Source organism: Shewanella seohaensis, from assembly GCF_023283775.1.
Lineage (GTDB): Bacteria > Pseudomonadota > Gammaproteobacteria > Enterobacterales > Shewanellaceae > Shewanella > Shewanella seohaensis.
The window spans coordinates 150,415-177,385 of sequence record NZ_JAKILE010000001.1; the positions used below are offsets into that span (position 1 = coordinate 150,415).

A 26,971-nucleotide genomic window follows, 5' to 3' on the forward strand; every position below is an offset into this window, starting at 1 on the left:
CTAATATGAACATTTTGTTCAAATTAGCGGCATTAGTGCTGACGCTGCTGGCTGTAAGCATCCTCAGAAATCTTATGATACTCACGCACCCCTTGCTCATAGGCATGGTAAGCCCGGTACACTTTGCGCATCATAGGATCCTGCTCCGCCTGCTCTTCAATGACCTGCTGTGAAATACGTTCAAGCTCGCTAAGCACCTCTGGCGGGAATGCCTTCAGCACCACACCTTCGTCTTTTACTAAGGTTTCAAGGGCGGTCACGTTACGCGTGGTATATTCGTCCAACATATCTTGATTGATAGCACGCGCAGCGCCTTTGACTATGGCTTGTAAATCTTCGGGCAGACTCTCAAAAGCGGCTTTATTGATCAAAAACTCCATATTGGAGCCTGGCTCATGCCAGCCGGGATAATAGTAATATTTGGCGACTTTATGTAAGCCAAAGGCAAGGTCATTCACTGGCCCAACCCACTCCGCCGCATCAATCGACCCCGTTTGCAAAGCGCCATAAAGCTCCCTGCCCGCCATATTGACGGGAACGGCACCGACACGTTTCAGCACTTCGCCCCCTAGGCCTGGCATACGGATCCTCAAGCCTTTAAAGTCGGCAATAGTGTTGATGGGTTTATTAAACCAGCCCCCCATCTGCATGCCCGTATTGCCCCCCGCTAATGGAATAATACCAAAGGGACGATAGACTTCCTCCCACAGTGCCATGCCGCCACCATAATGCAGCCAGCCGTTCATCTCTTGGGCCGTCATGCCAAAGGGGATAGAAGAAAAAAACTGTGAGGCGGGCGCTTTCCCCTTCCAATAATAGGAGGCGGCGTGGGCCATCTGCACTTTACCTTGGCTCACCCCGTCGAATACCGCAAAGGCAGGCATGAGTTCACCCGCGCCATACACATGAATTTGTAAACGGCCATGGGACATGTCGTTGACCAGCTTAGCAAAACGCTCAGGCGCCATACCTAAACCAGCAAAGTTTTTCGGCCACGACGTGGCTAAGCGCCACTCAATCACCTCTTTGGCGGGAGCCGAGTCAGGATGGGGGGATGCGGAAATCTGTTCGGTCTTTGAAGGCGCAGGATTACACCCACCGAGTCCAATCAGTAATACCGCAAGCAATAGACTCCCCAAATGACGCATCAAACCTCTCCCAGAAGACAAATAACCAGTTAACAGTATGAAAATTAGCGTGCTTTTATCGAACGACGAACGCTTAACGCTGCTGAAATAAAACATATTGTTAACACATAAAGTTAGGCAGGGAAACCCAATAATTTCCTCAATTTGACCTAAAACAAAAAAGCCACGTTGATAACGTGGCTTTTATAAAATCAGGGGCGCAATTAACCGCGACAATTTGGCGTTTTAGGCACTTCAACATCCTTAGCCCATTCACTCTGAGTGAAGGTATGGATAGAAAGTGCATGCACACCGTTCGCTAATTCATCGGCTAAACAATTGTTTACCAAACGATGGCGGGCAAGTAAGCGAAGGCCTTCAAATTCATCACTGACGACAACCACTTTAAAGTGAGTCTCTGAATTTGGCGGAACATGGTGACGATGGCTTTCGTTAAGGACTTCTAAATGAGTTGGCGAGAAGCTTTCGGTCAGCTTCTGATCAATGGTCTGTGCCACTGTGCCCTGCGCATGGGTATTGGACATATTCAAATCTCAACATGGGAAAATCCAGTGGCCGCAGAGTACTGCTTCAAGTACAAAAGATCAAATCCCAACGTCAGCTTTGCGGCTTTAAACTGAGCCAATTTAGCAACAGTATGAAATGATTTAGCTTTCAATCAGCCATGATAATTAACAATCAATTGCCTAAAGGTGTAGTTCCAGCGGGGTTCCTTAACCTTTAAGCGCTTAGGCACGCTGTGTAACCAATCTTGCTGCATTGGCCAGTGCATGATCAGTAAGTCACCACTGTGTAAGCTAATAGTGTATTTCACCTTGCTGTGTTTATGTTTAATCACAAAATCCCGCGAGGCGCCAAGGCTGATAGAGGCGATATCACTGCCGCTTGCAATCTCGGGCTCATCATCGCTGTGGGCACCCATGCAATCTTGGCCATCGGCATAACGATTCACTAACACGCCATTGCTGCCTAGGCCAAAATCCCGCTGCAGTTTGTCGCGCAATTTTTGCAAATACTTAGGCCAAGGCAGCGCACGAATAAATAGCCCTGAATATAAGTAGTCACATCCCGCATCGCCATACCAAACCTGCAGCCTTGGAATGGCATGATATTCCCCAAACACTTGAATTTGTGGGCGACTCAGCGGGTAAGATTCGGCCTCCTTGAGTAAGGCATGTTGCTGCGCCACATTCAAATAATCCCTAACTAAGGTGATAGGCGGCTCGACCTGTGCCGTATCTTGACTATAGGCACGAGAGCTCCCTCCAGCAACTTCAAGATTGACCTCAGGCTCGAGTCCTAAATCGACTTGTTTCATGCAGCACCTTATTACAACTGACGACGTGATTGACCCCGCTCAATTACCCATGAATGCGCGAGCGGATACACAACCTCAGGCAAGCATCGCACGATGAGGGGAAATCTGCGATAATCTGCGCCTTATTTTTATTGGCAGCATTTTTATTGGCGCCGTTTTTATTGGCATAGTACAAAGATGACGACACAATTTTCAGTGGCAGGGATTGAGCTTGAACTATTTCGCTACCCCGCTTCGCAGGAATCCAATCTCCAAGCTTGGGATGCGGCAGACGAGCATTTGATTAACACCCTAGTCGAAGGCGGACAAACCGCAGTGCCAACGGCCATTATCAACGACAGCTTTGGCGCCTTAAGTTGCGCCCTATCGCGGCTCAACTCCGATTGGCCACTGAATGTCGAAACCGATGCCAGAACCAGTTTTTTAGGTGCAGAGCAAAATCATCATCGCAATCAGTTGCCTATGGATAACCTCACCTGGTTTACCAGTCGCGATGCCTTGCCAAACGATCTCGCCCTCGTATTGATGAAGCTGCCTAAAAACCTCACTTACTTTGCCCACCAGCTGATGCGCTTATCGCAAGTGCTACCCGCGGGCTGCAAAGTGTTGGTTGGTGCAAAAGCCAAGTCAATCAACGCCAGCTTATTGGAAGTCTTTGCCAAATACTTAGGGCCAGCGAGCGCCAGCCTCGCGTGGAAGAAAACCCGCGTCATCACCTGTATTAGCGATGGTAAGCCACGTGCATTACCAAAGGAAATCACTTGGGATATTCCCGAATTTAATCTCCACATCAGCAATTTAAGCAATGTGTTTGCCGCCAATAAACTCGATATCGGCGCACGCATTATGTTGGATAACCTCCCTCAGGGCGATTTTAAAACAATTGTCGACCTAGGTTGTGGTAATGGCGTGCTCGGTCTGCGTGCCGCCCAGTTATACCCAAATGCCGATATCCATTTTATTGATGATTCCGAAATGGCGGTGGCCTCGGCAAAAGCCAATTGGGCAAACAACCAACTCCCCGCTGAAACAGGCCATTTTCATTGGGACGATTGTATGACCCATTTACCCGATGGAGTCGAACCCGATTTAGTACTCTGCAACCCGCCCTTCCATCAGGGCGAGGCGATTACCGATCATATTGCTTGGCAGATGTTTTTAGACGCGCGTCGCCGACTCAAAAATGGCGGCATTTTACATATAGTGGGTAATCGCCACTTGGCTTACCACGTGAAATTGCAGCGTTTATTTAAAAACTGCACTACTGTTGCCTCCAACGGCAAATTTGTGATCCTGCAAGCGCAGAAATAACCGCTTTAGCTCAGCAAAGATAGGCCAAAATCATGGCGCTATCTTTGCTCTCTCTTTTCATTCCAGCATCAGCGCATACTGAATAACGGCTTTTCGCTAGCCGTCCCCCTAAGTTGTCAGTACAATCTTTGGCAGCAAAAGCATAAAAGTGAGTCACTTAGACTTTTATGCCCCATGGATATGGAAAGCATATTTAGGATATTGAGATGCCGTTAAAGGATGACGTTGACCAACTCAAGGCAGAATTGGCGCAGTTAAAACTGCAGCACCTGTCGCAGCAATCTTCACTCAGCCGCCAACTGGCAGAATTCTCGGCCAAGCTCGACAGCCTCAGTCTTCAGCTTGAGCAGCAAGACAATGGCCCTCTCACCACCCCATCCGCGAGTGTGGACGATATCACGGCGCCATTCGGCACGACGATTGATTCAGGGGATGAGCGCGTTTCGCAGCAATCTGAAGAACTGGCCTCCCATATCCAACCACAAATGCCCGAGGCAAATCCTTGGCAAGACGACCCTTGGCAGCGCCACGCAAAGGCTCCCTCAAAAGCCATGCATTCACCTGAGGATTCGCAGCAGGATGATTCGCAGAAAGATAAGGCCTTTTCTCAGCAAGCCGGACTTGAAGTGGGTGTGCAGGCCACCAGTCAGTTAGAGACCATCTTATCCCAAGGCGTTGCCGCCATCATGGCGCCATTTGCGGCTATCAGCGAACAGGTCAAAGGCTTTTATCAGCATTATCAAGCCAAGGGCTTAGGCCCAGTATTTTTGATGACGGTCGCGGGCATCATCACCCTGACCCTAGGCTTTGGTTATCTACTGCAATATTCCATCAATCATTGGTTTTCCGAACTCGGCAAAGCCCTGCTGGGTTTTGGCTGCGCCAATGCGATTATTGCGGGCGGGATTTTTATCCGCCAAAAAAGGGCGGGCATGGCCGACTTTGGCTCTGGGATTGTCGGATTAGGCCTCATCCTAAACTATCTCTGCGCCTATTTTATTGGCCCCTACTTTGAGATTATCCCCAATAGTGCCAGCTTTATCCTGCTGCTATTGATTACTTTAGCAGGCTATGGCCTGTCGATGCGACTCGATGCAAAAGTCATTGCCGTGATTGCCTTAGTCGGCGGCTCGATGGCACCTATGATGCTGTTATCCCAAAGCTATGCGCCGCTACTGTATATTCCCTATCTGCTACTGATTGGTGCGGGCGCCCTCGCCCAAAGCCGTAAATTACACTGGCCATTACTGCTGGAAATCACCGCCTTCCTGCATATCGCCTGCATCGAAGCCTTCAGCTATTTTGTCGATTTACCGCTCACCCAATGGGGCGGCGCAGCAGTGCTCGCCATAGTGAGCATTAACGCACTGTTTTATCTCTATGGTCTATATGGGTTTATGGTGAATCCTTCAACGACCTCACTCAGCCATAGAGCCCTCGTTCTACCGATAGCCCTACTGGCATTTGCTCTCTTCGAAATCACCCAATTTACGCCATTTGCTGGGGAGATTTTTATCGCCAACGCACTCATCTGTGCGGGCTTATACGTTAAGCTCAAGTTTAGACTCGACCCGCCCCAGCGCAGTCTCTTATTAGTCTTTGGCGGTAGTTTTGCCGCTTTTGCTGCCCTTTATCTATTAAGCCATGATTTCCTGGGATTAGTGCTTATCCTCGAAGCATTGCTACTGCTGTGGATTGGCCTTAAGGAGAAACTGATTTCGGTGCGCGCCGAAGCCTATGTGTTATTGCTAACTGGGCTGATGCTCAATTTATATGCGGTGCTGACAGGTTTTTCCTTACTCGGACTTGGCGAGCAAACGCCCATGGCGGCACTTGGATTCCCGCTGATCGCGTTAGCCTTAAGCGCGGCGGCCCTGCTATTTGTTATCCGCCAAATAGCCAATGATGAGTTACCACTGACGCGGCTTGAGCGGCAACTGAGCTATTTACTCAAAGAGTTACTCAGCGGTTTTTATGCGGCGACCCTTTTGCTGGCGGCTTTCCTTGTCAGCAGCGATTATTATCTCGCCATCATCCCGCTCGTGAGTCTGTTGCTGTTGCATTTAAGTGCTAAAGACAAGTTGATGGTCAGCGAGTTTGCCGCTTGGCTCTTGCTACTGCCGCTCTTATTTACTGTGGTTGAAGGCGTGACCCTTACTGACAGCCTGAGCTTTAGTGCGCAGCCACTGATGGCCAAGCTGGCACGCATCGAATTGTTCGCCGCCCTGCTGCTGGCCCACTATTGGTATCGTAAGCATTATCCAAGTTCGCTGTTCGCCCAAGCCGCCAAGCAGATACAGCTCGGCTGTTATCTGCTACTGCCGCTGCTCTTATTGCCTAAGGTAATACGCAGTTATTGGGAGTTTACCGCGGTTGCACTCTGGCTCAGCAGTTTGTTCAGCCTCGCCCTTGCCTATGTTATCAAGCATAAAGCCCTTGAGATTGAAACCAAGATTTTGACTTGGCTGGCGATACTCACCACCGCCAGCTTGTGCCTGTTTGAAGTTTGGCAAGGGCTTATCGCACTGCTAATTGGCGCCCTAGTCATGGGCTTTGTACTGCTGCGTTATCGCAAGCTTGCCAAGCCTTGGGCATCACTGCTAACCCTGCAATGGCAACTTAGTCCTTATTATTTCGCGCTAGTGCTGGCCGTATTAGTCTATGGATTTAACCGCGTCGATGTTGTGGCATGGTCGATGACGGCTTTAGCCCTGAGTGGCTACTTTGCCCTCTTGATCCAAAGACGCACCAAACATGGCTCAGTGCAAACGGGATTGATGGCGCACATAGCCATAGAAACCCAAGCCGCGGTGCGCTCAAGCTACAGCATGGCCTACGGGCTTTGTCTGGGACTCGCACTATTGCCGATAATGCTGCACTTTGAGTTGTCGCTAAGACTCGATCTGAATAACCTGTTATTGATCCTATGTGAATTGATGACATTAGCCCTGCTCGCGCTACTTATCTTGCGCCGCGGCGTCGCTATTCGTTTGCATCAGCGTTTCTTACCGCTGCAGTGGCTCAAGTGGGGCTGGCACGGGTTGCTCGCGCTGAGTTATCTCACCTGGAGTTATACGTTCGATAATATTATTGCCGCACCACTCAGTGCCATTTTACTCGTCGTGCATGGCAGCGTGTTGATGTTTATCAGCCTAAAACCCCAGCATGCGGATATGATCCGCCTCGCCGCCGGACTCTTTACCTTAGCCACTCTCAAAGTATTATTGCTGGATATGGCATCCTTCGAGCTAGTGCAAAAGGTCATCGCCTTTATGGTGATTGGGGTGATCTTATTGACCGTATCTTACTTCTATCAAAAGGCACGTAATCGCCTACAAGAAGCAAACTAATAAGTCGCCAGTAATGCAAAGTAGAAGGCCGCTAACAATAGCGGCCTTTTCATTCAAATAATCAATCTACTAGGGCGTATTGACGTTTCAGGGTTATTTTTGCAGCAATTTGGCTGGCTTTTATGCAAGGCAAAGTCCGTGCAGTGTAGTTATTCTACATAAACGGACGATAACGCAGCAGAAACGCCAGCCAAATGCTGCCCGAAGGGTTCGTCTGGCAAGCCCTTGCTCTTACTTTCTGTCATAAGAGCCGCTCGTCATTTGAGTAGAATAACTACACATCATTCCTCATTTCGCGAGCACGTGCTTGCCAGAACGAACAAAATCTAATCTCGAAACGTCAACACGCCCTAATTTAAGCCAAGGCTTTTTCTAGCGCCTGCGCCACATCGGCAATAATATCGTCGATATGTTCAATGCCAACGGAGATTCGAATTAAGTCCTCAGACACCCCGGCTCTGGCAAGTTCATTCGCGTCCAACTGTCTGTGGGTGGTGCTGGCGGGATGGCAGGCCAGCGATTTGGCATCACCAATGTTCACTAAGCGCAAAATCATCTGCAGCGCGTCGATAAACTTGCCACCAGCGATTTTCCCCTCCTCAGGAGTGGCCGCTTTAATACCGAAGCTGATGATCCCCGAGGCTTTACCTGCGGTGATTTTTTGGCAATTTTCACGATACGGGCTACTCGGCAAAGCGCCGTAATTCACCCAACTGACCGAAGGGTGCAGTATCAAGTATTCGGCCAATGCCAAGGCATTCGAGCAGTGGCGCTCCATACGCAGACTTAAGGTTTCCAGCCCCTGTAGCAGCAAAAATGCACTGTGGGGTGAAAGCGCCGCCCCAGTATTACGTAGCGGCACCACGCGGCAACGTCCAATAAAGGCTGCGGTGCCAAAGGCCTCGGTATAAACCACACCATGGTAGGAAGGATCGGCTTGATTGAGCAGAGCAAAGCGTTCTTTGTTCGCTACCCAATCGAACTTGCCCGAGTCAATAATCACACCGCCAATCGTCGTACCATGGCCGCCAATGTATTTGGTCAACGAATGGATAACGATATCGGCGCCATGCTCAAACGGGCGACATAAAACAGGGGTGGCGACAGTGTTATCGACAATTAAAGGCACGCCGTGTTTATGGGCTATCTCGGCTAAACGTTTAAGGTCAACAATATTGCCGGCGGGGTTACCGATGGACTCACAGAATAGTGCCTTGGTCTTGGCATCGATTAAGGCATCAAGCTCTTCAAAGTCATCGAAGGCTGCCATCCGCACTTCGACTCCTTGGCGCGGCAGCGTATGGGCAAACAGATTATAAGTGCCGCCATAGAGTTGGCTGGTACTGACAATATTGTCACCCACCTGAGTTAGAGCTTGAATCGCATAGGTAATGGCCGCCATTCCCGAGGCAAGTGCCAGCGCACCTATGCCGCCTTCAATGGCCGCAAGCCGCTGCTCAAGCACGCTGGTCGTCGGGTTCATAATCCGCGTGTAGATATTGCCTACGACTTTTAAGTCAAATAAATCAGCACCATGTTGGGTATCATCGAAGGTGTAGGAAGTGGTTTGATAAATAGGTACCGCAGCGGCTTTCGTGGTCGCCTCTGATTCATATCCGTGGTGTAACGCCAGTGATTCAAGTTTCATCTTTGTGTCCTTCCCCAATAAATTCCCCAAGCCATTCCCCAAACATAGCTACTCCCCAAGGCAAATCGAGGATGTGCGCTACGCCAATTGATGCTCCGATCGCACAAGATTTGTGCACTGCATCCAAGCTAACAGATGGACATCTAGAAGTCTAAATTTTTTTGAGTCGCTATCGAATTCACCACAGCGGCTCACACTTTGGCGGATCAATTCGGGGAGTGATAGAGGAGTTGCGCGAGCGCTTTTACCGCACGCACTATCTCAGATGAACAGTCGTAGGAGGCATTAATGCGCATAAAATGGCGAAACTCTGCTTGATTACTAAAGAGATTACCCGGCGCAATACTGATCCCTCGCTCAAGCGCGCTATGGTATATCTGCGTCGCATCCATATGGGCAGGCAATGCCAACCAGAGGAAATAACCGCCCGGCTCAAAGTTCACACTCACGGACTCCGGTAAGTGAGCCCGCAGTAACTGATACATGGCAAATTTGCGATCCGCTAAGGTGTGGCGTAAGCGCTTTAAATGACGCTCATATTGGGGCGACTGAATAAAATCGGCGATGGCCAGTTGCATAGGCGCACTGGTTGAAAGGGTCGACATTAACTGCAACCGTTGCAATTGCGGAGCATGGCGCCCTGCGGCAACCCAACCGACTCGATATCCCGCAATCAAGGATTTAGAAAAAGAGCCACAATGCAGTACGCAGCCTTGGGTATCTAAGGCTTTAATCGGCCTAGGCGCACTCGAACCGACATAAAGCTCCTGATACACATCATCTTCAATCAGGCTGACATTATGCTCACAAAGTAGTTGATAAACAGCCTGTTTTTTCTGTTCCGATAAACTACAGCCTAAGGGATTTTGATGTAGACTCATCAACCAACAGGCTTTGACAGGATAGCTCTTCAGCACTTCAGCCAAGGCGTTAAGATCAATCCCTTCGCGGGGATCCGTCGCGACGGCAATCGCCCTCAGTTTGAGTCGCTCAATGGCTTGCATTGCGCCATAAAAAGCGGGCGATTCAATCACAACCCAGTCTCCCGCCTGAGTCAGCGCCGCTAAGCTCAAGTTCAGTGCCTCCATCGCCCCCGAGGTAATCAAAATTTCATCGGGCGAGACGCTCATGCCTAACTTGGCATAACGTTGGGAAATCGCCTTGCGTAATCCAGCATTGCCTGGGGGAAGATTATCGGCCGCAAACGACGGTGACATCTGCCGAGTGACCTTAACCAACGAGCGTGCCAAGGCTTGCTGTGGAAATAGACTGGGATCGGGAAATGCCGAGCCAAAGGGCACAATCCCAGCCTGTTTCGATGCCTGTAATACGCTAAACACAAACTCGTTAATATCGACCTTATCGGAGAAATAGATCTGTCGTTGCGTCTCTGGGTAACGAAAGACTTCAGGCTGAGGCGCTACTATGTAACCCGATTTTGCCTGCGCTAATATCACGCCTTGGCTTTCGAGTAATTGATAGACGTTCAGCACTGTCATTAAACTCAGCCCCGAATCAGACACGGTTTTCCGCAATGAGGGTAGTTTATCCCCTGCCTGCCAGACACCTTGAGTAATTCGGTTTTTGAGATCCTGCGCTAACTGCTGGTATTTAGACATCTGTTATAGCTAATTCAGCCAATTCTGTATCTGTTATAGCCAGATTACCCCATGGTCTAATAACACACAAGCCATCAGCGGCGCGAATCCGAGGCGCTGATCGACTGGTATTCACACATCCCTTTGCTGCACTCCTGAGGACACTATGTTTGATTTTGATGCCACCGTACTCGCGAGGATCCAATTCGCTTTTACCGTTTCTTTTCACATTATCTTTCCCGCAATTACTATTGGGTTAGCCACCTACTTAGCCGTGTTAGAAGGACTCTGGTTGAAGACAAACAATCAGATTTATCAGCAGCTTTATCAATTCTGGGTCAAGATTTTTGCCATTAACTTCGGCATGGGCGTGGTCTCAGGCATAGTGATGGCCTACCAATTTGGCACCCACTGGAGTGGTTTTTCGGCCTTTGCGGGCAGCGTAACCGGCCCTCTGCTCACCTATGAAGTGCTGACCGCATTTTTCCTCGAGGCGGGATTTCTCGGGGTGATGCTGTTTGGGCAAAATAAGGTCGGCAAAAAACTGCACTTTTTTGCCACTTGCATGGTGGCCACGGGCACTGTGATTTCAACCTTTTGGATCCTCGCCTCCAATAGCTGGATGCACACACCTCAGGGGTTTGAAATCATTGATAACCGAGTCGTCCCCACCGACTGGTGGCAAATCGTGTTTAATCCTTCATTTCCCTACCGTTTAACCCATATGACGGTTGCCGCCTTTCTCTCATCGGCCTTCTTTGTAGGCGCCTCCGCCGCGTGGCATTTACTAAAAGGCAAGGATACTCCCGCAATTCGTAAAATGCTTTCCATGGCCATGTGGATGGCACTGATTGTTGCACCGCTTCAGGCGGTCATTGGTGACTTTCACGGGCTAAATACCCTTGAGTATCAACCAGTAAAAATCGCTGCAATGGAAGGCCACTGGCGAAATGAAGGGGATGAACCCACGCCGCTCATCTTATTCGCCATGCCCGATATGGATAGCCAAACCAATCATTTCAGTTTAGAAATTCCGGGATTAGCCAGTCTGATTTTAAAACACGATATAACCAAGCAAGTGCCAGCGCTCACAGAGTTTCCTGCCGAGGATTGGCCCAATGTGCCCTTAGTCTTTTGGAGTTTTAGGGTGATGGTGGGCTTAGGTGTACTGATGATTTTGGCGGGCGTGTGGAGCCTCTACCTTAGACGCAAGCAAAAGCTATACAGCAATCGCCTCTTCCTGCGCTTTGTACTTTTGCTAGGTCCGGCAGGATTAATCGCGACCCTCGCGGGCTGGTTTACGACTGAACTTGGTCGCCAACCTTGGGTTATACAAGGATTAATGCGCACTCAAGATGCCGTTTCATCCCACAGTGTGACCCATTTAAGCCTCAGCCTGTTGATGTTCGTTATCTGTTACTTCGGCATTTTTGGCGTGGGATATCGCTACATGATGCGACTCATTAGCAAAGGGCCTGTAGCGCAAGGGATTGAAAACCATGAATAACAAACTAGGCATTTTATCTTGTCACTCGATTAATCAACCCATTTAAAGGTGCACCATGGAATTCGACTTACCCCTGATTTGGTTTGGGATCATCATCTTTGCCACACTCATGTACATAGTGATGGATGGTTTCGATCTTGGCATCGGCATCTTATTTCCCTTCATCCATGATGAAGACGATAGGGATGTAATGGTCAACACTGTCGCGCCAGTGTGGGATGGTAACGAAACCTGGCTGGTACTCGGTGGTGCTAGCCTGCTCGGCGCCTTTCCCCTCGCCTACGCTATAGTGCTCGAAGCTCTGACCATTCCCTTGCTAATCATGCTGCTCGCCCTGATTTTTCGCGGCGTTGCCTTTGAATTTAGATTTAAATCCAGCGCAGAGACCAAACCCTTTTGGGACAAAGCCTTTATGTTCGGCTCGATTATTGCCACCTTTGCTCAAGGCGTAGTGCTAGGCGCATTTATCTCAGGTATTTCGGTCGATGGACAAAGATTTAGCGGTAGCAGCTTCGATTGGTTATCGCCTTTCTCACTCTTCTGCGGCTTTGGGCTGATGCTGGCCTACGCGCTCCTTGGCGCAACTTGGTTAGTGAAGAAATGCACAGGCACTCTTAAAACGACTATGCAGCAGATCGCTAAAGTCCTCGCTATCTGCCTGCTGATGAGCATAGGAATCGTCAGTTTATGGACGCCCTTCGTACAGCCCAATATTGCTCTGCGTTGGTTTAGTCTGCCAAATCTATTCTACTTTGCGCCTGTACCTCTGCTGGTATTGCTCTGCACTAAGGCACTAATCCGCGCCTTAAATACTGAGGATGACTTCCGCCCCTTCTTGCTAACACTCGCGTTAATATTCTTAGGCTTTAGTGGCTTAGGCATTAGCATCTGGCCACATATTATTCCGCCAACGATCAACCTTTGGCAGGCGGCCGCACCAGAGAGCAGCTTAGGCTTTATGCTCATCGGCGCACTGATAATTATCCCCTTGATCTTGGCCTACACCTTTTGGAGCTATTACGTGTTTCGCGGCAAAGTCACCAAGGATGCGGGTTATCACTAAAAACGATTTCATGCAGCCGGTCTAGACTCGGCTGCCAGCAACACAAACTTAGGAGATTGCTATGACGACTCAGACTTCATCTCTACCCAAACGGCTCGGCTGGTTACTGCTGATTTGGTGCACCAGCGTCAGTTGCTTACTGCTGGTTTCCCTGTGCCTTAAAATCATCCTACAAGGTGCAGGGCTAACGACTTAACGGTTCATTATCCAACCAAGTTAACCAATTTATGCACTAGTAATTGTCTTAAAATATTGCCTATTATTAAGAAAATATTTTTATTTAAAAGGAAAACATCATCCCAGAAATAAAGAGTATAGAGTCAAAACATGGGTTGCTTTATTTTTTTAGTTGGCCTATGGTATCGACAGTTTATTAGTCATTAATCATCAAGCCCTGAATGATTAATTTAGCCTTAATTTTAGATGGAGATGTAACGCTATGTTAAAAAATGCATTTTCATTACTCACAATTAAGCCAACCTCTTTAAAGCTGAATAGTGCAATTTATTTAGCTAACCCTGTACGCCTGTCACTTAAATTTCCAGTTTAAGCCGAGTGCCACTCGCACTCGGCATCTAATACCCACATTTAATTTTATCGCTTCCATTTTTATTTTGGGGAATGGATTTTATCTAGCTCATATTTTGGGGTAGTTATGTTTTATTCTTTTTTTAGCAATCTATTTCAGTCTTTTATGTTGAAAACTGAAACCTATTACCTGCAAAACAGTTTTAATACCTCACTGCGCCCGACTTCATTAGCCGCAGTGATTGCAAAACTGGACCAGCTCAAAAGTGAAGAAACCCTAGATAAAGTCACGGTCGGACGAGAAATTTTACTGGTTAATCAACAGGACCAGCAGGAATATCGCATCGAGCTGGTGTATCCACCTAGGCACAACCCCAGAGCAGGACGCTACTCTGTGATCTCTGATCTCGGTGTCAGCCTGCTCGGACGCACTAAGGGCGAATATGCCGAAGTCAATATTCTAGGTAAACCCGTACTGTTTAGGGTGAAGGATATCGCACTTTGTAAGAAATAAATCAGAGGGAAAATAGCATTTTCAGAATAAAGCATGTTCAAATTTCAGTGGCAGCATGCTTTTAAATCGCTATTTGCGGCGGCATTTAGCATAAGCATAATATAAAAGTAGGAGAGCATTATTTTGAAGTTATTAACAGGCCGCGGAATGAATTAAAGCCGATGGCCCAATATCAGAACCTCTTGACTATTTACCGAGTATGGCAGCGCTTATGTAAAAATCATCAAGGGGTGAAAGTAAATTATGGGTCATCGACTTTTTTCCATTCAACTTTATCGACGGATAGAGTTGAATAAACTATCGATGAGAATGCGGCGCTACACTCGATAGTCTCATTTAATTAAGTTTCACTTTACTGAGTATCACTTTGCTGAGTTTAAGTTCAGTTAGGAGTATTTGTCATGAGTAAAGAAAAAGCGAAAAAACCGCCGATGAAAACCTTAAAAGAGAAACGTCAGGATAAACGGAATCGACAGAAAAACTCCGATTAATCCCTGTGTAAAAAATCCCTTAAATCCTCTCTTTATTTGTAAGAGGGCGTGGTGACTACCGCGCCCTCTTTTTTATCCCAGTTGACGGCGATATTGCTCAGGCGAATATTGGGCATATTTTTTAAACATCACTATATAAGGTGAGGTTTGGTTATAACCCAAGGTCAGCGCCACTTCCTTGATTGCCAATCCTTCACGTAATAGCTGTAACGAATAAATAAACTTATGCCGCTGTCGCAGCTCGGTAAAACTCATCCCAAGGCTGTCTTGGCAACGCCGAGCCAAAGTGCGCTCTGTGGTATGCAACTCACTCGCCCAGGTCTTAAGGCTCTTTTGGCTGGCGGGGTCGAGTTCGAGTTGCTGCAAAATGGGCTGCAATAATTTATCGCGACTCGAGGGTAAAAATTGCGGCTGTGCCTGACCTAAAATCAACTGGTCGATTAACACCTCCACCAGACGTTTATCCGCTTCACTCTCGGCCACTCGGACTTGCCGCTCCCTTAGATCGTTCACTATCGCCTGCGCTATGGGGGTGACCGCCAGCAGACAGGTCTCCTCCGGAAAAATACTCGCACGATTTGCCACTATATTCATCGAGCAATAATGGATACTACGGCGAGTAAAGCTCTCATGTTCAATCCCCGCCGGCACCCAAATCGCATATTGGGATGGCGATAAAAATCGCTGTCCAGCGGCATGCAGCTCCATAATACCGCCGCTGATCAGCTGCAATTGCCCCCAAACGTGGCTGTGTTTTGGGGTGATGGTATTAGGGAGAAAAGCTTCGTAGTTGAAGAAAATATCGGCAACAGGTGCTTGTTCCGCCCTGAGCGGATGATAAACGGGACGCATCAGTACTCCACTCCACTGTTCTCCATAATAGCGAGTCGATTCGGGGCGCATACAAGGGCTTTAGCCGAAAAAGGATTGTCCGCCGACGAACTGACATTGTCTTTTAAGCGATATTTATATCATAAAAGACCAGAGATAATAGCTACCAACCTATGACATCGGGTTTATGCCTTTTCGGCAACCATGTCCTCACGCCAATTAAGACTAATCTATGCTGTATTTATTTCCCCTGCTCGCCGTCGTGATTTGGGCGGGCAACGCCATTGTAAACAAACTCTCCTTTGGGATAATCGCCCCCGAAGCGATAGCCTTTTATCGCTGGTTTTTTGCCATGCTAGTGTTAACCCCATTTATGCTAAAACCCGTCTGGCGCAAGCGTAAAACGATTGCACCATTACTGCCCAAACTCGCCACCTTAGCCGCCTTAGGCATGGTATTAAACCAAAGCCTTGCCTATTTTGCGGCGGCAACAACAACTGCTACCAATATGGCCCTAATCAACTCGCTGGTGCCAATGGTGAGCTTGTTTTTAGCCGTACCACTACTTAAACAAAAGCTGACGCCCTTGGTCTTTGGTGGCACTGTTATTTCGCTCTTGGGCTTAGTGTTTATGTTAAGCCACGGCGATATGGCCAATCTTGCCATCGGCGTGACCCAAGGGGATTTACTGTTACTCATAAGCGCCTTTGTGTACGCGCTTTATGGAGTATTGCTTAAACGCTGGCAATTGCCGATATCAACGTGGGAGTCAGTGTATATTCAAGGGCTTATTGCGGTGTTGATGTTAACCCCACTGCTATTTAGCACGCCCAGTGTCGCCATTAGCAGCCAAGCCGCACCGTTAATACTCTATGCCGCTCTGGGGGCTTCACTCATTGCACCTTGGGCCTGGATTAATGGCATCAGCAAGTTAGGTGCCGAGCGCACCAGCATTTTCTTCAATTTGCTGCCAATCCTCGCGGCTATCTTAGCGGCGATCATTCTGAATGAAACCTTAGCCGTTTATCACTATTTAGGCGGCGCTATGGTCATCATTGGGGTGATGTTAGTGCAGGTAAAACCTAAGATGAAACCCATAGCCCCCATCGCTTGTACCGAATAAATTGCTGTATTCAACGCCCCAAAGCCTTGGGGCGTTTTTTATCATCGCTTCTAATACAGACTTTTCGCCGACTGCTGCAAACAACCAAATAGCGACTAAGCTATTTAATAAGTCGTTTTGTCAGAGAGTTATGGAGAGTCCCATGTTTAATAGCATTAGAGTAAAGTTTTCGCTGATGTTTGCCATTATGGCGACAGCTTTAATTGTGATGGCCGTGACGGATGCGATGCAAAACCGCACCACCCTTAAGCAAATGCAGGAATTTAGCCAACGATTTAATCCGGCAATTTCGGCCATTCTTAACGCCGACCGCGATCTTTATCAGGCCCAACTGAGTGAGGAAATTTTGCTTCGACCCGAACTCAGCAACGAGAACCGTAAGAGTGAGATAGACAATTGGCAGGAAAACGTCGACCAAGCGCGCGACCGCATGGGGGAATTTAAAAATTATCTGCAAGACCATTTAGAGGTGATAAAGTCCACCAGCGGTTTTGAAGCGCAGTTTTCGCTCTGGTATCAAGCCTCATCGGAAGTGATCAATGCGGTGAAAAACAATGACCTCGAACAGGCAAGACAACTCCATGAAAACAAATCTAAAAAAGAGTTTAAGGCCCTGAGGAGTATCTACAACGCCGCCGGAGAAGCCGCCGATAATCGCGTTAAAGAACTGGATTTACAGGCCTCAGAGCAGGCCACCACGCAAACCCAAATTTCGGTCACCATAGCCACCTTAGTCGCCATAGTCGCCCTAGTGATTGCCTACTTTGGCCCTAAAATTATCGTTAATGCTATTCGCGATATTACCGATAGGATCAAGGATATTGTCGATGGCGACGGAAACTTAACCCAGCGTATCCCCATCACCCGCCAAGATGAAATTGGTGAGCTGGCCAATGCCTTTAACTTGTTCGTTGCCCAACTGCAGCAAATGGTTATCGCGATTATCAGCCAAACCAAAGATGTCAGCCAAACCGTTGAAAACCTCGCGACAAAATCAACCACCACCATAGGCATCAGTTACGAGCAGGAACAGTTTGTCGATACCATAGTCACGGCGGTGAATGAGATGAGTGCCGCAGTGCGAGAAGTCGCCAGCAATGCCCTGCATACCGCCACCGAAATCACTAAGGTCAATGACCAAACCATTGAAGGTAAAAACATCCTTACCCAGTCGGTCAACCATATTCAGCAGCTGTCGGAGTCAGTGAAACAAGCCGTAGCGGTTATCGAAAAACTCTCAGTCAATTCCGCCAATATCGCCTCCGTATTGGATGTTATCCGCTCGATTGCAGAGCAAACTAACCTACTCGCCCTCAACGCCGCCATTGAGGCGGCCCGTGCGGGTGAACAAGGACGGGGCTTTGCGGTGGTTGCCGATGAAGTGCGGACACTGGCGAGCCGCACCGAAACCTCGACCCAAGATATTCAGCGTATGATTGAAGAGTTACAACGGGGCGTGAATGATGCGGTGAAGAGCATTGAGTCGGGCGCCAGCCTCACGAACTCGACTGTGACCCTCGCCAGCCAGACACAGGATTCCTTAGATGAGATCCTGAACTCCACCTCTAAGGTCAGTGAGATGTCGACACAAACCGCCACGGCCACCGAAGAGCAAACCCATGTGACCGAAGAAATCAATCGTAACTTGACCGAGCTGTCTGACAAAACCCGCTACTGCAATACCGTTATCCAAGAAACTCAGCAAATCGTCGTCAACACCCAAACCATTTGCAGCAATCTGCAAAAAGAAGTGTCACGCTTTAAAGTCGCTTAAGGAGAGTAACGCGCCCAGATGTACCAGACTTCGCGTGACTCAAAAACCAATAAAAAAGAGTGCCTAGGCACTCTTTTTTATTGGTTAGAGGATACGTTGACGCGTTAAGGATTGCTGGCGAATTTTCCGGCCGTGCCAGTAATGCCTGCCAAAGCCGCCACAGAGTAACACCCCTAAAAAGGTGTGTAATAAACTCGCAGCCAACTGCGCCGATTCTGAGCTTAAGTAATACAAGCCAACACCCGTTAACGCTAATGCCAATAGACTGAGTGACATCACTAATCCACTCTTATGATTAAGCTTTTTACGCCAGCCAGCTCGGATATGGCTATGCCACAGTGCGCCGAGCAACATTAGCATCAACCAGCCAAGCAGCACATGCATCACAACTGCGGGTAAGCGCAGATCCCCGCTCAGGCCAAAGTCCACATCCCACTGCAGCTTAAACTCCATCACCCAAGGCAACATAAATAAGCCCGTAAGGCCCGTCACTGTGATGGCAAGGATGATCAACCAGAAAAACCAATTGGGATAACCACTTAATTTTTTCATTTTTATTTATATCGTCAAAAATACTCAAGAGTGATGAAAGCGTTATCGACAAATCTTAGGGTGCGAAGTTGACTAAATCGCCACCCAACTGCTGAATTTTTGTGGCGGCGGTGGCATCGTCAAGGTAGCCCGCTACCTTGGTTAATGCATCGGCGCGCCAGGCGAACGGTGCGCGCACACTTACAACCCTTTCTTGGCCGCTGGCACACTGCTGCTCGTCTAAATTGCCCGTCGGTAACAATAACGCGGGGTAATCATGGCTTAAATGCTGGGAAACCCGCGAACTGGCAAGGGCGGTATTACTGACGTTGATCTTTTGACTCAATCCGTTCGGACCTCGGCATAACACATTTAATGAAGCGCTGCCAAACACTTTTAAATCGCCACCCGCATTCACCCAGCCACCGCACACGCCGGCACGTCGCAATTCAGTGACCGCCATATCGACCGCATAACCTTTAGCGATGCCATCTAAGGTCAAAATTAGTGGGCGAGCTAACCTTGCTTTATCCGCTTGGATTTCAATATCTCGCCAATCCCCCTGCAACAGCAGCGGCATTCCGAGATAGGCAGGCAAGGCGCCGCGGGACATCATCTCGCCACCCACAGTGCAGTTGAAGAGGTTGTCACTGGCTCGGCCAAACCACTTGGCGAGCTTCAACACCCTCAGGCTATCAGGACTTAAGGATATCCACTGACCCGGCTGGCGATTCAGTAGATTAAGCTCACTATCCTGCTGGTGAAAACTGAGTAAGCGGCCAATATGGGCCACTCGCGAAAAAGCCGCTGTTATAGCGGCTTGAAGGGCAGGCTCATCCAATGAAGGATGAGCATTGTGCTCGGCAACGGACTCGGCGGCAATTTCGACTAAGGTGCCGAGTAAGGGTTTGGCTCTACGTATCACTATGCGACTGACTGCGACAAAAAGAGTTGATGGATAACAAGTAACCGTTTTACGCCATCGAGTAAATTACGGCAACTTAATGTGGCACCGCTAATATTGCTGACATCTTCATCGAGTTTAAAGGGATCTTTGAGGGTTTTACCGTGGAATTGATCGCGCCAACTCGCTTCACGCACTTGGCCACCGTGGGTTTCACGATAACTGAGCACCTCTAACCCGAGCACTTCGCCCTGCGGACTAATGCCGATAGCGTAAGTAATATACTCATGTTTACCGACAACATCATCCACCACAAACCAACCGAGAAACTGACCGTCCTTTTCAACTTTCCAGATAGGTTGCTGATCTTGGCGTTGGCGAACGCCCGATAAATCTTTGATCTGATCTTTCGCATCGGAGCTCAGTAAGGTTGGACGCTCGCTAAATACCGCTGCCTTATCAAAAATCAACGCCTGCGCTTGGGCCACTGTTAAATAATCCGCAGAAAATGCAGGGGCGGCAACTATGACCATTGGCATAAACCACAAGCTATTCAGATATGTATGCGCCATTTCAATACCTAGTGTTAAAGCAAAAGCTTGATTCACCGCAGGCAGAGCAACACTGCCCTGCCTATGAGTAAAGTATAAATTAGAAGTTAAATGCCACTTTTAATCTGACTTCTTGTTCTGTTTTTTCAATCAGATGCAGACTGGTGTCCTTTTGACCTTCGTACTGCTCACCGCCACCACTTAACTGGGGTAACCAAGTGAGGGTCGCCCACCAATCGGCGCTACCGTAGTGCAATGAGGGGCCGGCGAAGAATGACCAACGCTCTTGACCAATCTCAGTCTCAAATTCGGTCTCGAATAACACTTCGGCACTGATAAACCAGTTAGGCGCGAAACGGTAGCTCAGGCCAGTGCCCATTTTCAGCTCCAGTTCCATCTCAGGGTCGGTTGACCAGTCAAAGTCTTCAGGCAAATTGGCAATTGGCGCACGGTCGGCATAGGTCGATTCCATGCCAAAGTTACCAACCCAAATTAACTCGCCTTCAAGCATGTACTTTTGAGTCTGTAAGCCTAAATCGAGTGACAGGGTGTCTTTGTCTTGACCAGAGTGCACATCAATCCAGTCATAGTCTAACGAGGCAGTCATAGACAGACCAATATCATCCTTGGCAGGACTTAAAAACATGTAGCTTAAGCCGACTTCAGCGCCAGAGGTGGCAAAACCAATATTTTTCTCTTTCGGCAGGTAACCATCGATGATTAAACCGCTGGTATCTAAAGACATAAACTTAGCTGAACCCGATACCGCAAACTTGTCGGTCACACCGTATTCCAGCTCAGTTTCGTAATTAATGCCACGGTAAGTACCTTGGCCTTTGTCGTTACGCAACGTCACTTTTTGATAGAGTTCAATGGCTTCTTTAGGCATAGCCTCAGCGCCTTTGACATAACCAAATAAATCTTCACCCGCAGTGGCTGTGTGGCTGATACCGAGTGTTAGCACAGAGGCAGCGACGACACTCAGGCGATGACGAGAAGATGTGCGCATTTAAACAAAGCTCCAAAGAGTTATTAACATAATTTGGAGGCGATTCTAGTAGAGCAACAAAAACAACGCAAATCATTATCATTAGTGTTTTATCAGATAAAGTACCAAATAATAAGGATATTCCATTTAAAACATGATGTTACAAATTAATATTCAATTAATATTTTTTTGCTATGCAAATCAATCTGCTCAGGTCATCGCGCATTTCTGCTTAATGACTATACTCACCACAGCTTTGAATCGGCTCACGACCAACCTACTCACACAAATGCAGGGTCCATTCATTGCGTGGGGACAACAAAATAGCGGTAATTAACCAACTGATAAATAAGGGCTAAGCCGAGTAAAAACCACGATTTAAACCTCTTTTTAACGAACAGATCACAACGGAAGTAAAAACATCTAGACGTCTAGATTGACAGTAAAATGGCAATCCAATATGCTTGGCACCAAGTTGCTAGGATATGATGCCAAAGCGGCATAGATTTTAAGCGAGTTAGACTGCCAAGGATCACGCGGACAACCCGCCGAGTAAAAGAGAAATTACATTGAGTCAATCAGCCCAAACCACTGCACCGAGTAGCCCGGCATCCTTTATTGCCCTGTTACCCTTATTCGTTTTTCTAAGTCTGTTTATTGGCGCAGGCGTCTATTTCCAAAGCCAAGGTGTGGACTTTGCCTTCTATCAATTACCGAGTGTGATTGCCATTCTGCCAGCCATTATTCTGGCCTTGGTATTATCAAAACAAAAACTCAATCAAGCGATTGACACCTTTATCGGCGGTATTGGCCACAGCAATATTATTGCTATGTGTTTGATTTACTTGCTGGCTGGCGGTTTTGCTGCAGTAGCGAAAGCCACAGGCGGTGTCGATGCGACTGTTGCCTTAGGTTTATCACTTATTCCTTCAAACCTGTTACTGCCCGGCTTTTTTGTGATTGCCGCCTTTATTGCCACCGCAATGGGTACCTCTATGGGCACCATCGCCGCCGTGGCACCTATCGCCTTAGGCGTTGCCGATCAGGCACAAATTGATTATGCCCTGATGGCGGGCGCCGTGATGTCTGGCGCACTGTTTGGCGATAACCTCTCAATTATTTCGGATACCACTATTGCGGCCACTCGTACTCAAGGCTGTGATATGAAAGATAAATTCCGTGAGAACCTGATTTTTGCTATCCCGGCTTCACTACTGACCTTTATCGCCTTTGTGATTGCAGGCCAAGGCCAGGCCGATCTAGCCGCTCAAGAAATTGACTTTATTAAGGTGATTCCTTACCTGACGATTCTGGTATTAGCAGTCGCAGGGTTAAACGTGTTTGTCGTTTTGACCTTAGGCATTCTGCTAGCGGGCGCAGCGGGATTCCTGACCATGGACTATGGCGTTATCCAATTTGGTAAGGATATCTACGCAGGCTTTAGCAATATGCAGGAAATCTTCATCCTGTCGATGCTAGTCGGTGGTTTAGCCGCGCTGATGCAGCAACAAGGGGGTTTAGCCTTTGTAAGCAAGCAGATTGAAAAGCTCATCACCCGTTTCTCAAAAGCTCAAGGCGAAGCCTCATGCCGCGCGGCTGAATTAGGCATGGCAGGGATTGTGGCCGTCACCAACAGCTGCGTTGCTAACAACACAGTGTCTATCGTTGTGACGGGTGATATTGCTAAAGAACTGGCAGAAAAACACGGTGTTAGCCCTAAGCGCGCAGCCAGTGTACTCGATATTTTTGCCTGTATTATCCAAGGGTTAATTCCCTATGGCGCCCAAGCACTGCTGATCGCTTCAACCTTTAGCATCACACCGCTGGCGGCCGTCTCCCACGCTTGGTACTGCATGATCCTAGCGGCTGTCGCGGTTGCGATTGTGATTTTCCGTAAGCGCCACTAATCTTATTCGACTGTCGAAAACACCAAGGGAGCCATTCGCTCCCTTTGTTTTTATCAGCCTAAGGTTCAAATTAGCTCAAGACTTGCCATCAGTTTCGGATTCAGGCAAGTTACAGCGGGTTATTTGCGCGGTATTAACCTTAATTTACGCCATAGTCATTCACCCCAAAATGCATCCATAACAATATGAATCCGCAGCATGAACCCAGCTTTTACGACTTACACCGCCTGATCACTTGGTTGATTGTGGGCGCGGCGCTGCTAAGTGCCACAGGGGTTATCATCGCGCTCTACGCCGAATATCAAGTCGTCGGCACTGCAGCCCTGTTTATGCGTGCCGATTTTCTTGGTGACTATATCAACTCGCCCCTCGCCTATGTGTTTAACCTCGGATTATTAGCCGCAGGGATTTGTATGCTGCTCTCTATGGCTGGGCTCTACTTACTTAAGCTCGACAGCTTTAGCCAATATATTGCGCTCACCGGCGCCTGGGTTGGCACCTCGGTGATTTTGATGGGTATTTTTCCGATTAACTTTTTAACCATGCACAGACTGGTTTCCACTAGCTATCTGTTAAGCACGCTAACCCTGCATGCCTTGGTGATTATTGCGGGAATCATGCCTAAACTGATCTGCCCAAGACCTTTGTTTTACTTAAGCTTATTCAGCTTTATCAGTGCCGTTTGCCTGAGCTTACAGCTAGACTGGAGTCAGCTAGATTTCCCGCCCTGCGAGACAGACAATCAATTCTGTTTTGTCGCCGCCAATATGTGGCTGCAAACAAACCTCAATATTATTTGGTGCTTAAGCCTTGCATTTGCCATGCGCCGTTTATCCAAAATCCTGTATTATCGCGCCCAAGTCCATCACCCGTTTTAGCTTAGTCATTTATGCGTCTCGCCAAATACCTTGCCCAATGCGGCATTAGTTCACGCCGCGAAGCCTGCCGCTTGATTGAGGCCGGACGTATCAGCCTCAATGGCAAGATAGCCAAGCATACTGATGCCGTGCATGTCGATGCTGACGGCCAATGTCTTGATAGCCTCTGCTTAGATGAAAAGCCCATTTCGGGCGCCGAAGCGCTTACCTATTGGATCTTCAATAAAGCCATAGGCACAGATTGCCGTTTGTTAGACGCCGATAAGTCCAGTTTGCTACATTTACTGCCAACCACGCCAAGACTCTACCCTGTTGGCAGATTAGATAAGGATTCCCGTGGCTTATTGCTGCTCACCAACGATGGCGAACTCACCCATAAACTGATGCACCCTAGTTTTGCTCACAGTAAAACTTATCATGTGCAACTCGATAGACCCTTCAACGATGCCTTTATCGAGCAAATGGCCAGCGGCGTGCAATATAAAGAGGTGCGCACACTCCCCTGCCAAGTCACGCGGTTAAGTGATGTGAGTTTTGAAATTGTGCTTACCCAAGGGTTAAATCGCCAGATTCGGCGCATGTCCAACGCCTTAGGTTATAAGGTGATTGACTTACAACGCGTCGCGTTAATGACATTAACGCTAGGCCCCTTAGCCGAAGGCGACATGCGACCACTCAGTCCAGAGGAAATTACAGCGCTTAAAGCCGCTGTGACAATTTAGTGGAAGACAAATGGCGAATACACTCAAGCAGCTAGCCTCAATTTGAGACAAATGCCTGCGCGAACAATATCTGCCAATAAACGCCAATGAAGATAAAAACGCCTGAGAGGACTCAGGCGTTTTTGATGGAACGAAGATAGCCTTTCAAGCTGATGCGTTGAGCTACTTTTTATCGGAACGAAGCACTAACTCCACTCTGCGATTCAACTTTTGTCCAGCATCATTTGTGTTACTGGCCACAGGGCTGTATTCCCCGTTACCGTGGGCGGTTAATTGGGCCGACGGAATTTTAAACCCGTCACTCAACTGCTTAATCACTGCTGCGGCGCGGCGCTCCGACAGGCTTTGATTGTAACTCCGCTCGCCCTTGTCATCGGTATGTCCGACCACATAAAAACTCAACGTCGGATTCTGCTTAAGATAACTCGCGAGGACCTCGAGAACTGGCTTGGACTCAGGTAACAAACGCTCACTATCATAATCAAACAACAATCCCTCTAATGTTGCCTTGCCTGTTTGGCTAATCGCATCGGTCATGGCATCGAGGTTAATCGCCACACGATCATCCTTCAGAGTAGAGAGTTCCATTACCCTAAGCGTAGTATCGGCTGGTGTGCCATCAAAATATCCTTGGGAATAGATATCGAAGTAAACATCGCCCTTGGCGTGACTCAGCTTAAACAGCTGATACTCCTGCCATTCGTCTTCTCTATCGTCCTTGATTAATTTGATGGCATTGATCAGGTTATCATCGTCGCCGCAGGCCGTGCCTTTACAGTGGAACACCCGCTCAGCCTGCAGTTTTTGTGCTGCTGCGGCATAATTGCTGTTGATTTCAAACAACGAATAGCTTTCAGGCATCTGATAACTTATTTGGGTAAGCTTGGCATCCAGCGATTTGGTTTGATAATCTGCGCCCGAGATCCCAACCAATACAGGCACTTGGATAAAGTTAGTTTGTTTGTAACTGGTAATATAACTGCCGGGCATGCGCCCCAATAAAGGATGGTCGGTCGCGCCTTGAGCATCGTCACTACGCCTATCTTTAATCTCAATTTGCTTCGGCGCCTGCTGTAAAAAGTCACTATTGGCTTGGATCAAATCCAGCGGCTCAGGAATAGCATCGAGGATATCGACCTGCAGATAGGTATATCTATCCTCGCGATTGACGACATAGATACTGGCGTAAACCTCACCGCGAGAACCTTTCAGTTTTGCCGCCACGTAAGCACTGTGATAGTCAGCATTCACGCTCTTAAGCGGCTTTAGCTGAGTTTGCATCGCTTGACCATCACCGCAGCTGGCGGCCTGACAGCTAAATAACACTTCAGCATTCAGTTTTTTAAGCTGTGCCAAATAGTTATTGATTACATGTTCAGGACTATACCCCTCGGGCAACTCAACGCTTTGTCGAGTCAATTTACCCGATACAGGCAACAGAGTGAACTTGCCACCATTCACTGCGGTAATAAGTTCAAAGGGCGTAAAGTGGATACGCTTTTCTTCAGGCGATTTGGCGTCAGGAAAGGGAGTAAACAGCGATTCAGCATTCACCGCAAAAGTAGCGACACCGCAGGTCGCAGTCAAAAGTACAGCACTCAATAACGTCTTATGTCCCATAAAAAATCCTTTTCTGTGGGGGAATCTAGCTCTCGCGAAGCAATTAAATAGATAAAAATAATGACGGGATAATACGATAAAATTTTTTACCTAGATATTAAACGACATAAAAGTAATACTTTTTATTGAAAAGGAAATACGGGAAATACTGAGATATTCTGTTTTAAATAGCGTGGTAATAACCTCAATCTATACTTGATTCAGCATTGAACAAGGAGGTTTATATGCCGCCAACAGTCACAGTTCATCCTACTAAAAGCTATTGCCCCAAAACTTGTTTCACATGACTGAACTAGCACTGCTTGGTACTGGTTTGTTGACCTAAATTTAGTAATACTAGAAAGTGTCTACAACATCAGTAGTGATTCACTGGTCTGACGGGCTTAACGCTCAGCGTATGAATAAAATTTGAAATCATGGATAGAACGATGAGCAAAAATCAGAAAACTGCATTTTGGTCGATTTTTATAGCATTCTGTGTTGTTGCAACTGCAACCATATATTCGCAGGGAGCATTTGAAAATCTACAGTTTGGTGGTGCTTTAATATTAACCATATTGTATTTGATCTGTGGGTTCTTTATTCATTTGTATATAAAGAAGAACCCCACCGAAGTAGAAAAATGGTTTCAAAAGTAATGTCATTACATCATTGTGCTATTTTTGC

At 47.9% G+C, this 26,971-nt stretch carries 23 protein-coding genes; 12 read left to right on the forward strand and 11 right to left on the reverse strand.

The window, feature by feature from the left end; all coding sequences use genetic code 11:
- Window positions 1-32: 32 nt before the first annotated feature.
- The 3 genes from L2713_RS00690 to L2713_RS00700 all read right to left on the reverse strand — a co-directional run bounded on the left by L2713_RS00690 (window position 33) and on the right by L2713_RS00700 (window position 2,466).
- Window positions 33-1,148 carry a TRAP transporter substrate-binding protein gene (locus tag L2713_RS00690; RefSeq protein ID WP_248966514.1) on the reverse strand — a complete coding sequence of 372 codons (1,116 nt, stop codon included), beginning with the start codon at window positions 1,146-1,148 and terminating at the stop codon, window positions 33-35.
- 203 nt (window positions 1,149-1,351) lie between these two features.
- On the reverse strand, window positions 1,352-1,672 hold the full coding sequence (locus tag L2713_RS00695; RefSeq protein WP_248966515.1) for a BolA family protein: 321 nt from the start codon (window positions 1,670-1,672) through the stop codon (window positions 1,352-1,354).
- Between the two features lie 134 nt (window positions 1,673-1,806).
- Complete coding sequence (locus L2713_RS00700) at window positions 1,807-2,466, reverse strand: alpha-ketoglutarate-dependent dioxygenase AlkB family protein (RefSeq protein WP_248966516.1); 660 nt, start codon at window positions 2,464-2,466, stop codon at window positions 1,807-1,809.
- A gap of 177 nt (window positions 2,467-2,643) precedes the next feature.
- On the opposite strand from L2713_RS00700, the gene L2713_RS00705 reads away from it, so the two are divergent.
- Window positions 2,644-3,777, forward strand: a complete 1,134-nt coding sequence (locus tag L2713_RS00705; RefSeq protein WP_248966517.1) for a methyltransferase — start codon at window positions 2,644-2,646, stop codon at window positions 3,775-3,777.
- Window positions 3,778-3,983: 206 nt separating this feature from the next.
- Window positions 3,984-7,127, forward strand: coding sequence for a DUF2339 domain-containing protein (locus L2713_RS00710; protein WP_248966518.1), 3,144 nt, complete (start codon window positions 3,984-3,986; stop codon window positions 7,125-7,127).
- A 355-nt stretch (window positions 7,128-7,482) separates the two neighbouring features.
- Here the strand turns inward: L2713_RS00710 and L2713_RS00715 are convergent, their stop codons facing one another.
- Window positions 7,483-8,775 (reverse strand): O-acetylhomoserine aminocarboxypropyltransferase/cysteine synthase family protein, encoded by a 1,293-nt coding sequence (locus L2713_RS00715; protein ID WP_248966519.1) that lies wholly within the window; start codon window positions 8,773-8,775, stop codon window positions 7,483-7,485.
- A 206-nt stretch (window positions 8,776-8,981) separates the two neighbouring features.
- The gene (locus tag L2713_RS00720; protein ID WP_248966520.1) at window positions 8,982-10,394 is read right to left on the reverse strand and encodes an aminotransferase-like domain-containing protein; all 1,413 of its coding nucleotides are present in this window, start codon (window positions 10,392-10,394) and stop codon (window positions 8,982-8,984) included.
- A 145-nt stretch (window positions 10,395-10,539) separates the two neighbouring features.
- Between L2713_RS00720 and L2713_RS00725 the strand changes: the two genes are divergently transcribed.
- From L2713_RS00725 to L2713_RS00740, 4 genes are all read left to right on the forward strand, one after another.
- Window positions 10,540-11,880 carry a cytochrome ubiquinol oxidase subunit I gene (locus L2713_RS00725; RefSeq protein WP_248966521.1) on the forward strand — a complete coding sequence of 447 codons (1,341 nt, stop codon included), beginning with the start codon at window positions 10,540-10,542 and terminating at the stop codon, window positions 11,878-11,880.
- A gap of 55 nt (window positions 11,881-11,935) precedes the next feature.
- Window positions 11,936-12,943, forward strand: a complete 1,008-nt coding sequence (gene cydB / locus L2713_RS00730) for a cytochrome d ubiquinol oxidase subunit II (RefSeq protein WP_248966522.1) — start codon at window positions 11,936-11,938, stop codon at window positions 12,941-12,943.
- Window positions 12,944-13,004: 61 nt separating this feature from the next.
- Complete coding sequence (locus L2713_RS00735) at window positions 13,005-13,139, forward strand: DUF2474 family protein (RefSeq protein WP_084294915.1); 135 nt, start codon at window positions 13,005-13,007, stop codon at window positions 13,137-13,139.
- A gap of 459 nt (window positions 13,140-13,598) precedes the next feature.
- Window positions 13,599-13,985, forward strand: a complete 387-nt coding sequence (locus tag L2713_RS00740; RefSeq protein WP_248966523.1) for a GreA/GreB family elongation factor — start codon at window positions 13,599-13,601, stop codon at window positions 13,983-13,985.
- Window positions 13,986-14,548: 563 nt separating this feature from the next.
- Here the strand turns inward: L2713_RS00740 and L2713_RS00745 are convergent.
- The gene (locus L2713_RS00745; RefSeq protein ID WP_248966524.1) at window positions 14,549-15,328 is read right to left on the reverse strand and encodes an AraC family transcriptional regulator; all 780 of its coding nucleotides are present in this window, start codon (window positions 15,326-15,328) and stop codon (window positions 14,549-14,551) included.
- A 211-nt stretch (window positions 15,329-15,539) separates the two neighbouring features.
- Here L2713_RS00745 and L2713_RS00750 point away from each other — a divergent pair, with 211 nt between their 5' ends.
- Together L2713_RS00750 and L2713_RS00755 are read left to right on the forward strand one after the other, a co-directional pair.
- Window positions 15,540-16,430 (forward strand): DMT family transporter, encoded by an 891-nt coding sequence (locus L2713_RS00750; RefSeq protein WP_248966525.1) that lies wholly within the window; start codon window positions 15,540-15,542, stop codon window positions 16,428-16,430.
- A 142-nt stretch (window positions 16,431-16,572) separates the two neighbouring features.
- Window positions 16,573-18,204: a methyl-accepting chemotaxis protein gene (locus L2713_RS00755; protein ID WP_248966526.1), complete on the forward strand. Its 1,632-nt coding sequence runs from the start codon at window positions 16,573-16,575 to the stop codon at window positions 18,202-18,204.
- An 84-nt stretch (window positions 18,205-18,288) separates the two neighbouring features.
- Here the strand turns inward: L2713_RS00755 and L2713_RS00760 are convergent, their stop codons facing one another.
- The 4 genes from L2713_RS00760 to L2713_RS00775 all read right to left on the reverse strand — a co-directional run bounded on the left by L2713_RS00760 (window position 18,289) and on the right by L2713_RS00775 (window position 21,199).
- The gene (locus L2713_RS00760) at window positions 18,289-18,756 is read right to left on the reverse strand and encodes a hypothetical protein (RefSeq protein WP_248966527.1); all 468 of its coding nucleotides are present in this window, start codon (window positions 18,754-18,756) and stop codon (window positions 18,289-18,291) included.
- 55 nt (window positions 18,757-18,811) lie between these two features.
- Entirely contained in the window at window positions 18,812-19,660 is an 849-nt protein-coding gene (locus L2713_RS00765) for an FAD:protein FMN transferase (protein ID WP_248966528.1), read from the reverse strand.
- Entirely contained in the window at window positions 19,660-20,211 is a 552-nt protein-coding gene (locus L2713_RS00770) for an FMN-binding protein (RefSeq protein ID WP_011625395.1), read from the reverse strand. Before L2713_RS00770 ends, L2713_RS00765 begins: the two co-directional genes overlap by 1 nt.
- Before the next feature lie 79 nt (window positions 20,212-20,290).
- Entirely contained in the window at window positions 20,291-21,199 is a 909-nt protein-coding gene (locus L2713_RS00775; RefSeq protein ID WP_248966529.1) for a DUF6662 family protein, read from the reverse strand.
- A gap of 548 nt (window positions 21,200-21,747) precedes the next feature.
- On the opposite strand from L2713_RS00775, the gene L2713_RS00780 reads away from it, so the two are divergent.
- The 3 genes from L2713_RS00780 (at window position 21,748) to L2713_RS00790 (ending at window position 24,685) form a co-directional block, all read left to right on the forward strand.
- On the forward strand, window positions 21,748-23,085 hold the full coding sequence (locus tag L2713_RS00780; RefSeq protein WP_248966530.1) for a Na+/H+ antiporter NhaC family protein: 1,338 nt from the start codon (window positions 21,748-21,750) through the stop codon (window positions 23,083-23,085).
- Between the two features lie 185 nt (window positions 23,086-23,270).
- Window positions 23,271-23,963 (forward strand): hypothetical protein, encoded by a 693-nt coding sequence (locus L2713_RS00785; protein ID WP_248966531.1) that lies wholly within the window; start codon window positions 23,271-23,273, stop codon window positions 23,961-23,963.
- A gap of 11 nt (window positions 23,964-23,974) precedes the next feature.
- The gene (locus tag L2713_RS00790; protein ID WP_248966532.1) at window positions 23,975-24,685 is read left to right on the forward strand and encodes a 23S rRNA pseudouridine(2604) synthase RluF; all 711 of its coding nucleotides are present in this window, start codon (window positions 23,975-23,977) and stop codon (window positions 24,683-24,685) included.
- 162 nt (window positions 24,686-24,847) lie between these two features.
- Here the strand turns inward: L2713_RS00790 and L2713_RS00795 are convergent, their stop codons facing one another.
- Window positions 24,848-26,305 carry an OmpA family protein gene (locus tag L2713_RS00795; RefSeq protein WP_248966533.1) on the reverse strand — a complete coding sequence of 486 codons (1,458 nt, stop codon included), beginning with the start codon at window positions 26,303-26,305 and terminating at the stop codon, window positions 24,848-24,850.
- Between the two features lie 428 nt (window positions 26,306-26,733).
- On the opposite strand from L2713_RS00795, the gene L2713_RS00800 reads away from it, so the two are divergent.
- On the forward strand, window positions 26,734-26,943 hold the full coding sequence (locus tag L2713_RS00800; RefSeq protein ID WP_041408708.1) for a hypothetical protein: 210 nt from the start codon (window positions 26,734-26,736) through the stop codon (window positions 26,941-26,943).
- Window positions 26,944-26,971 lie beyond the last annotated feature (28 nt).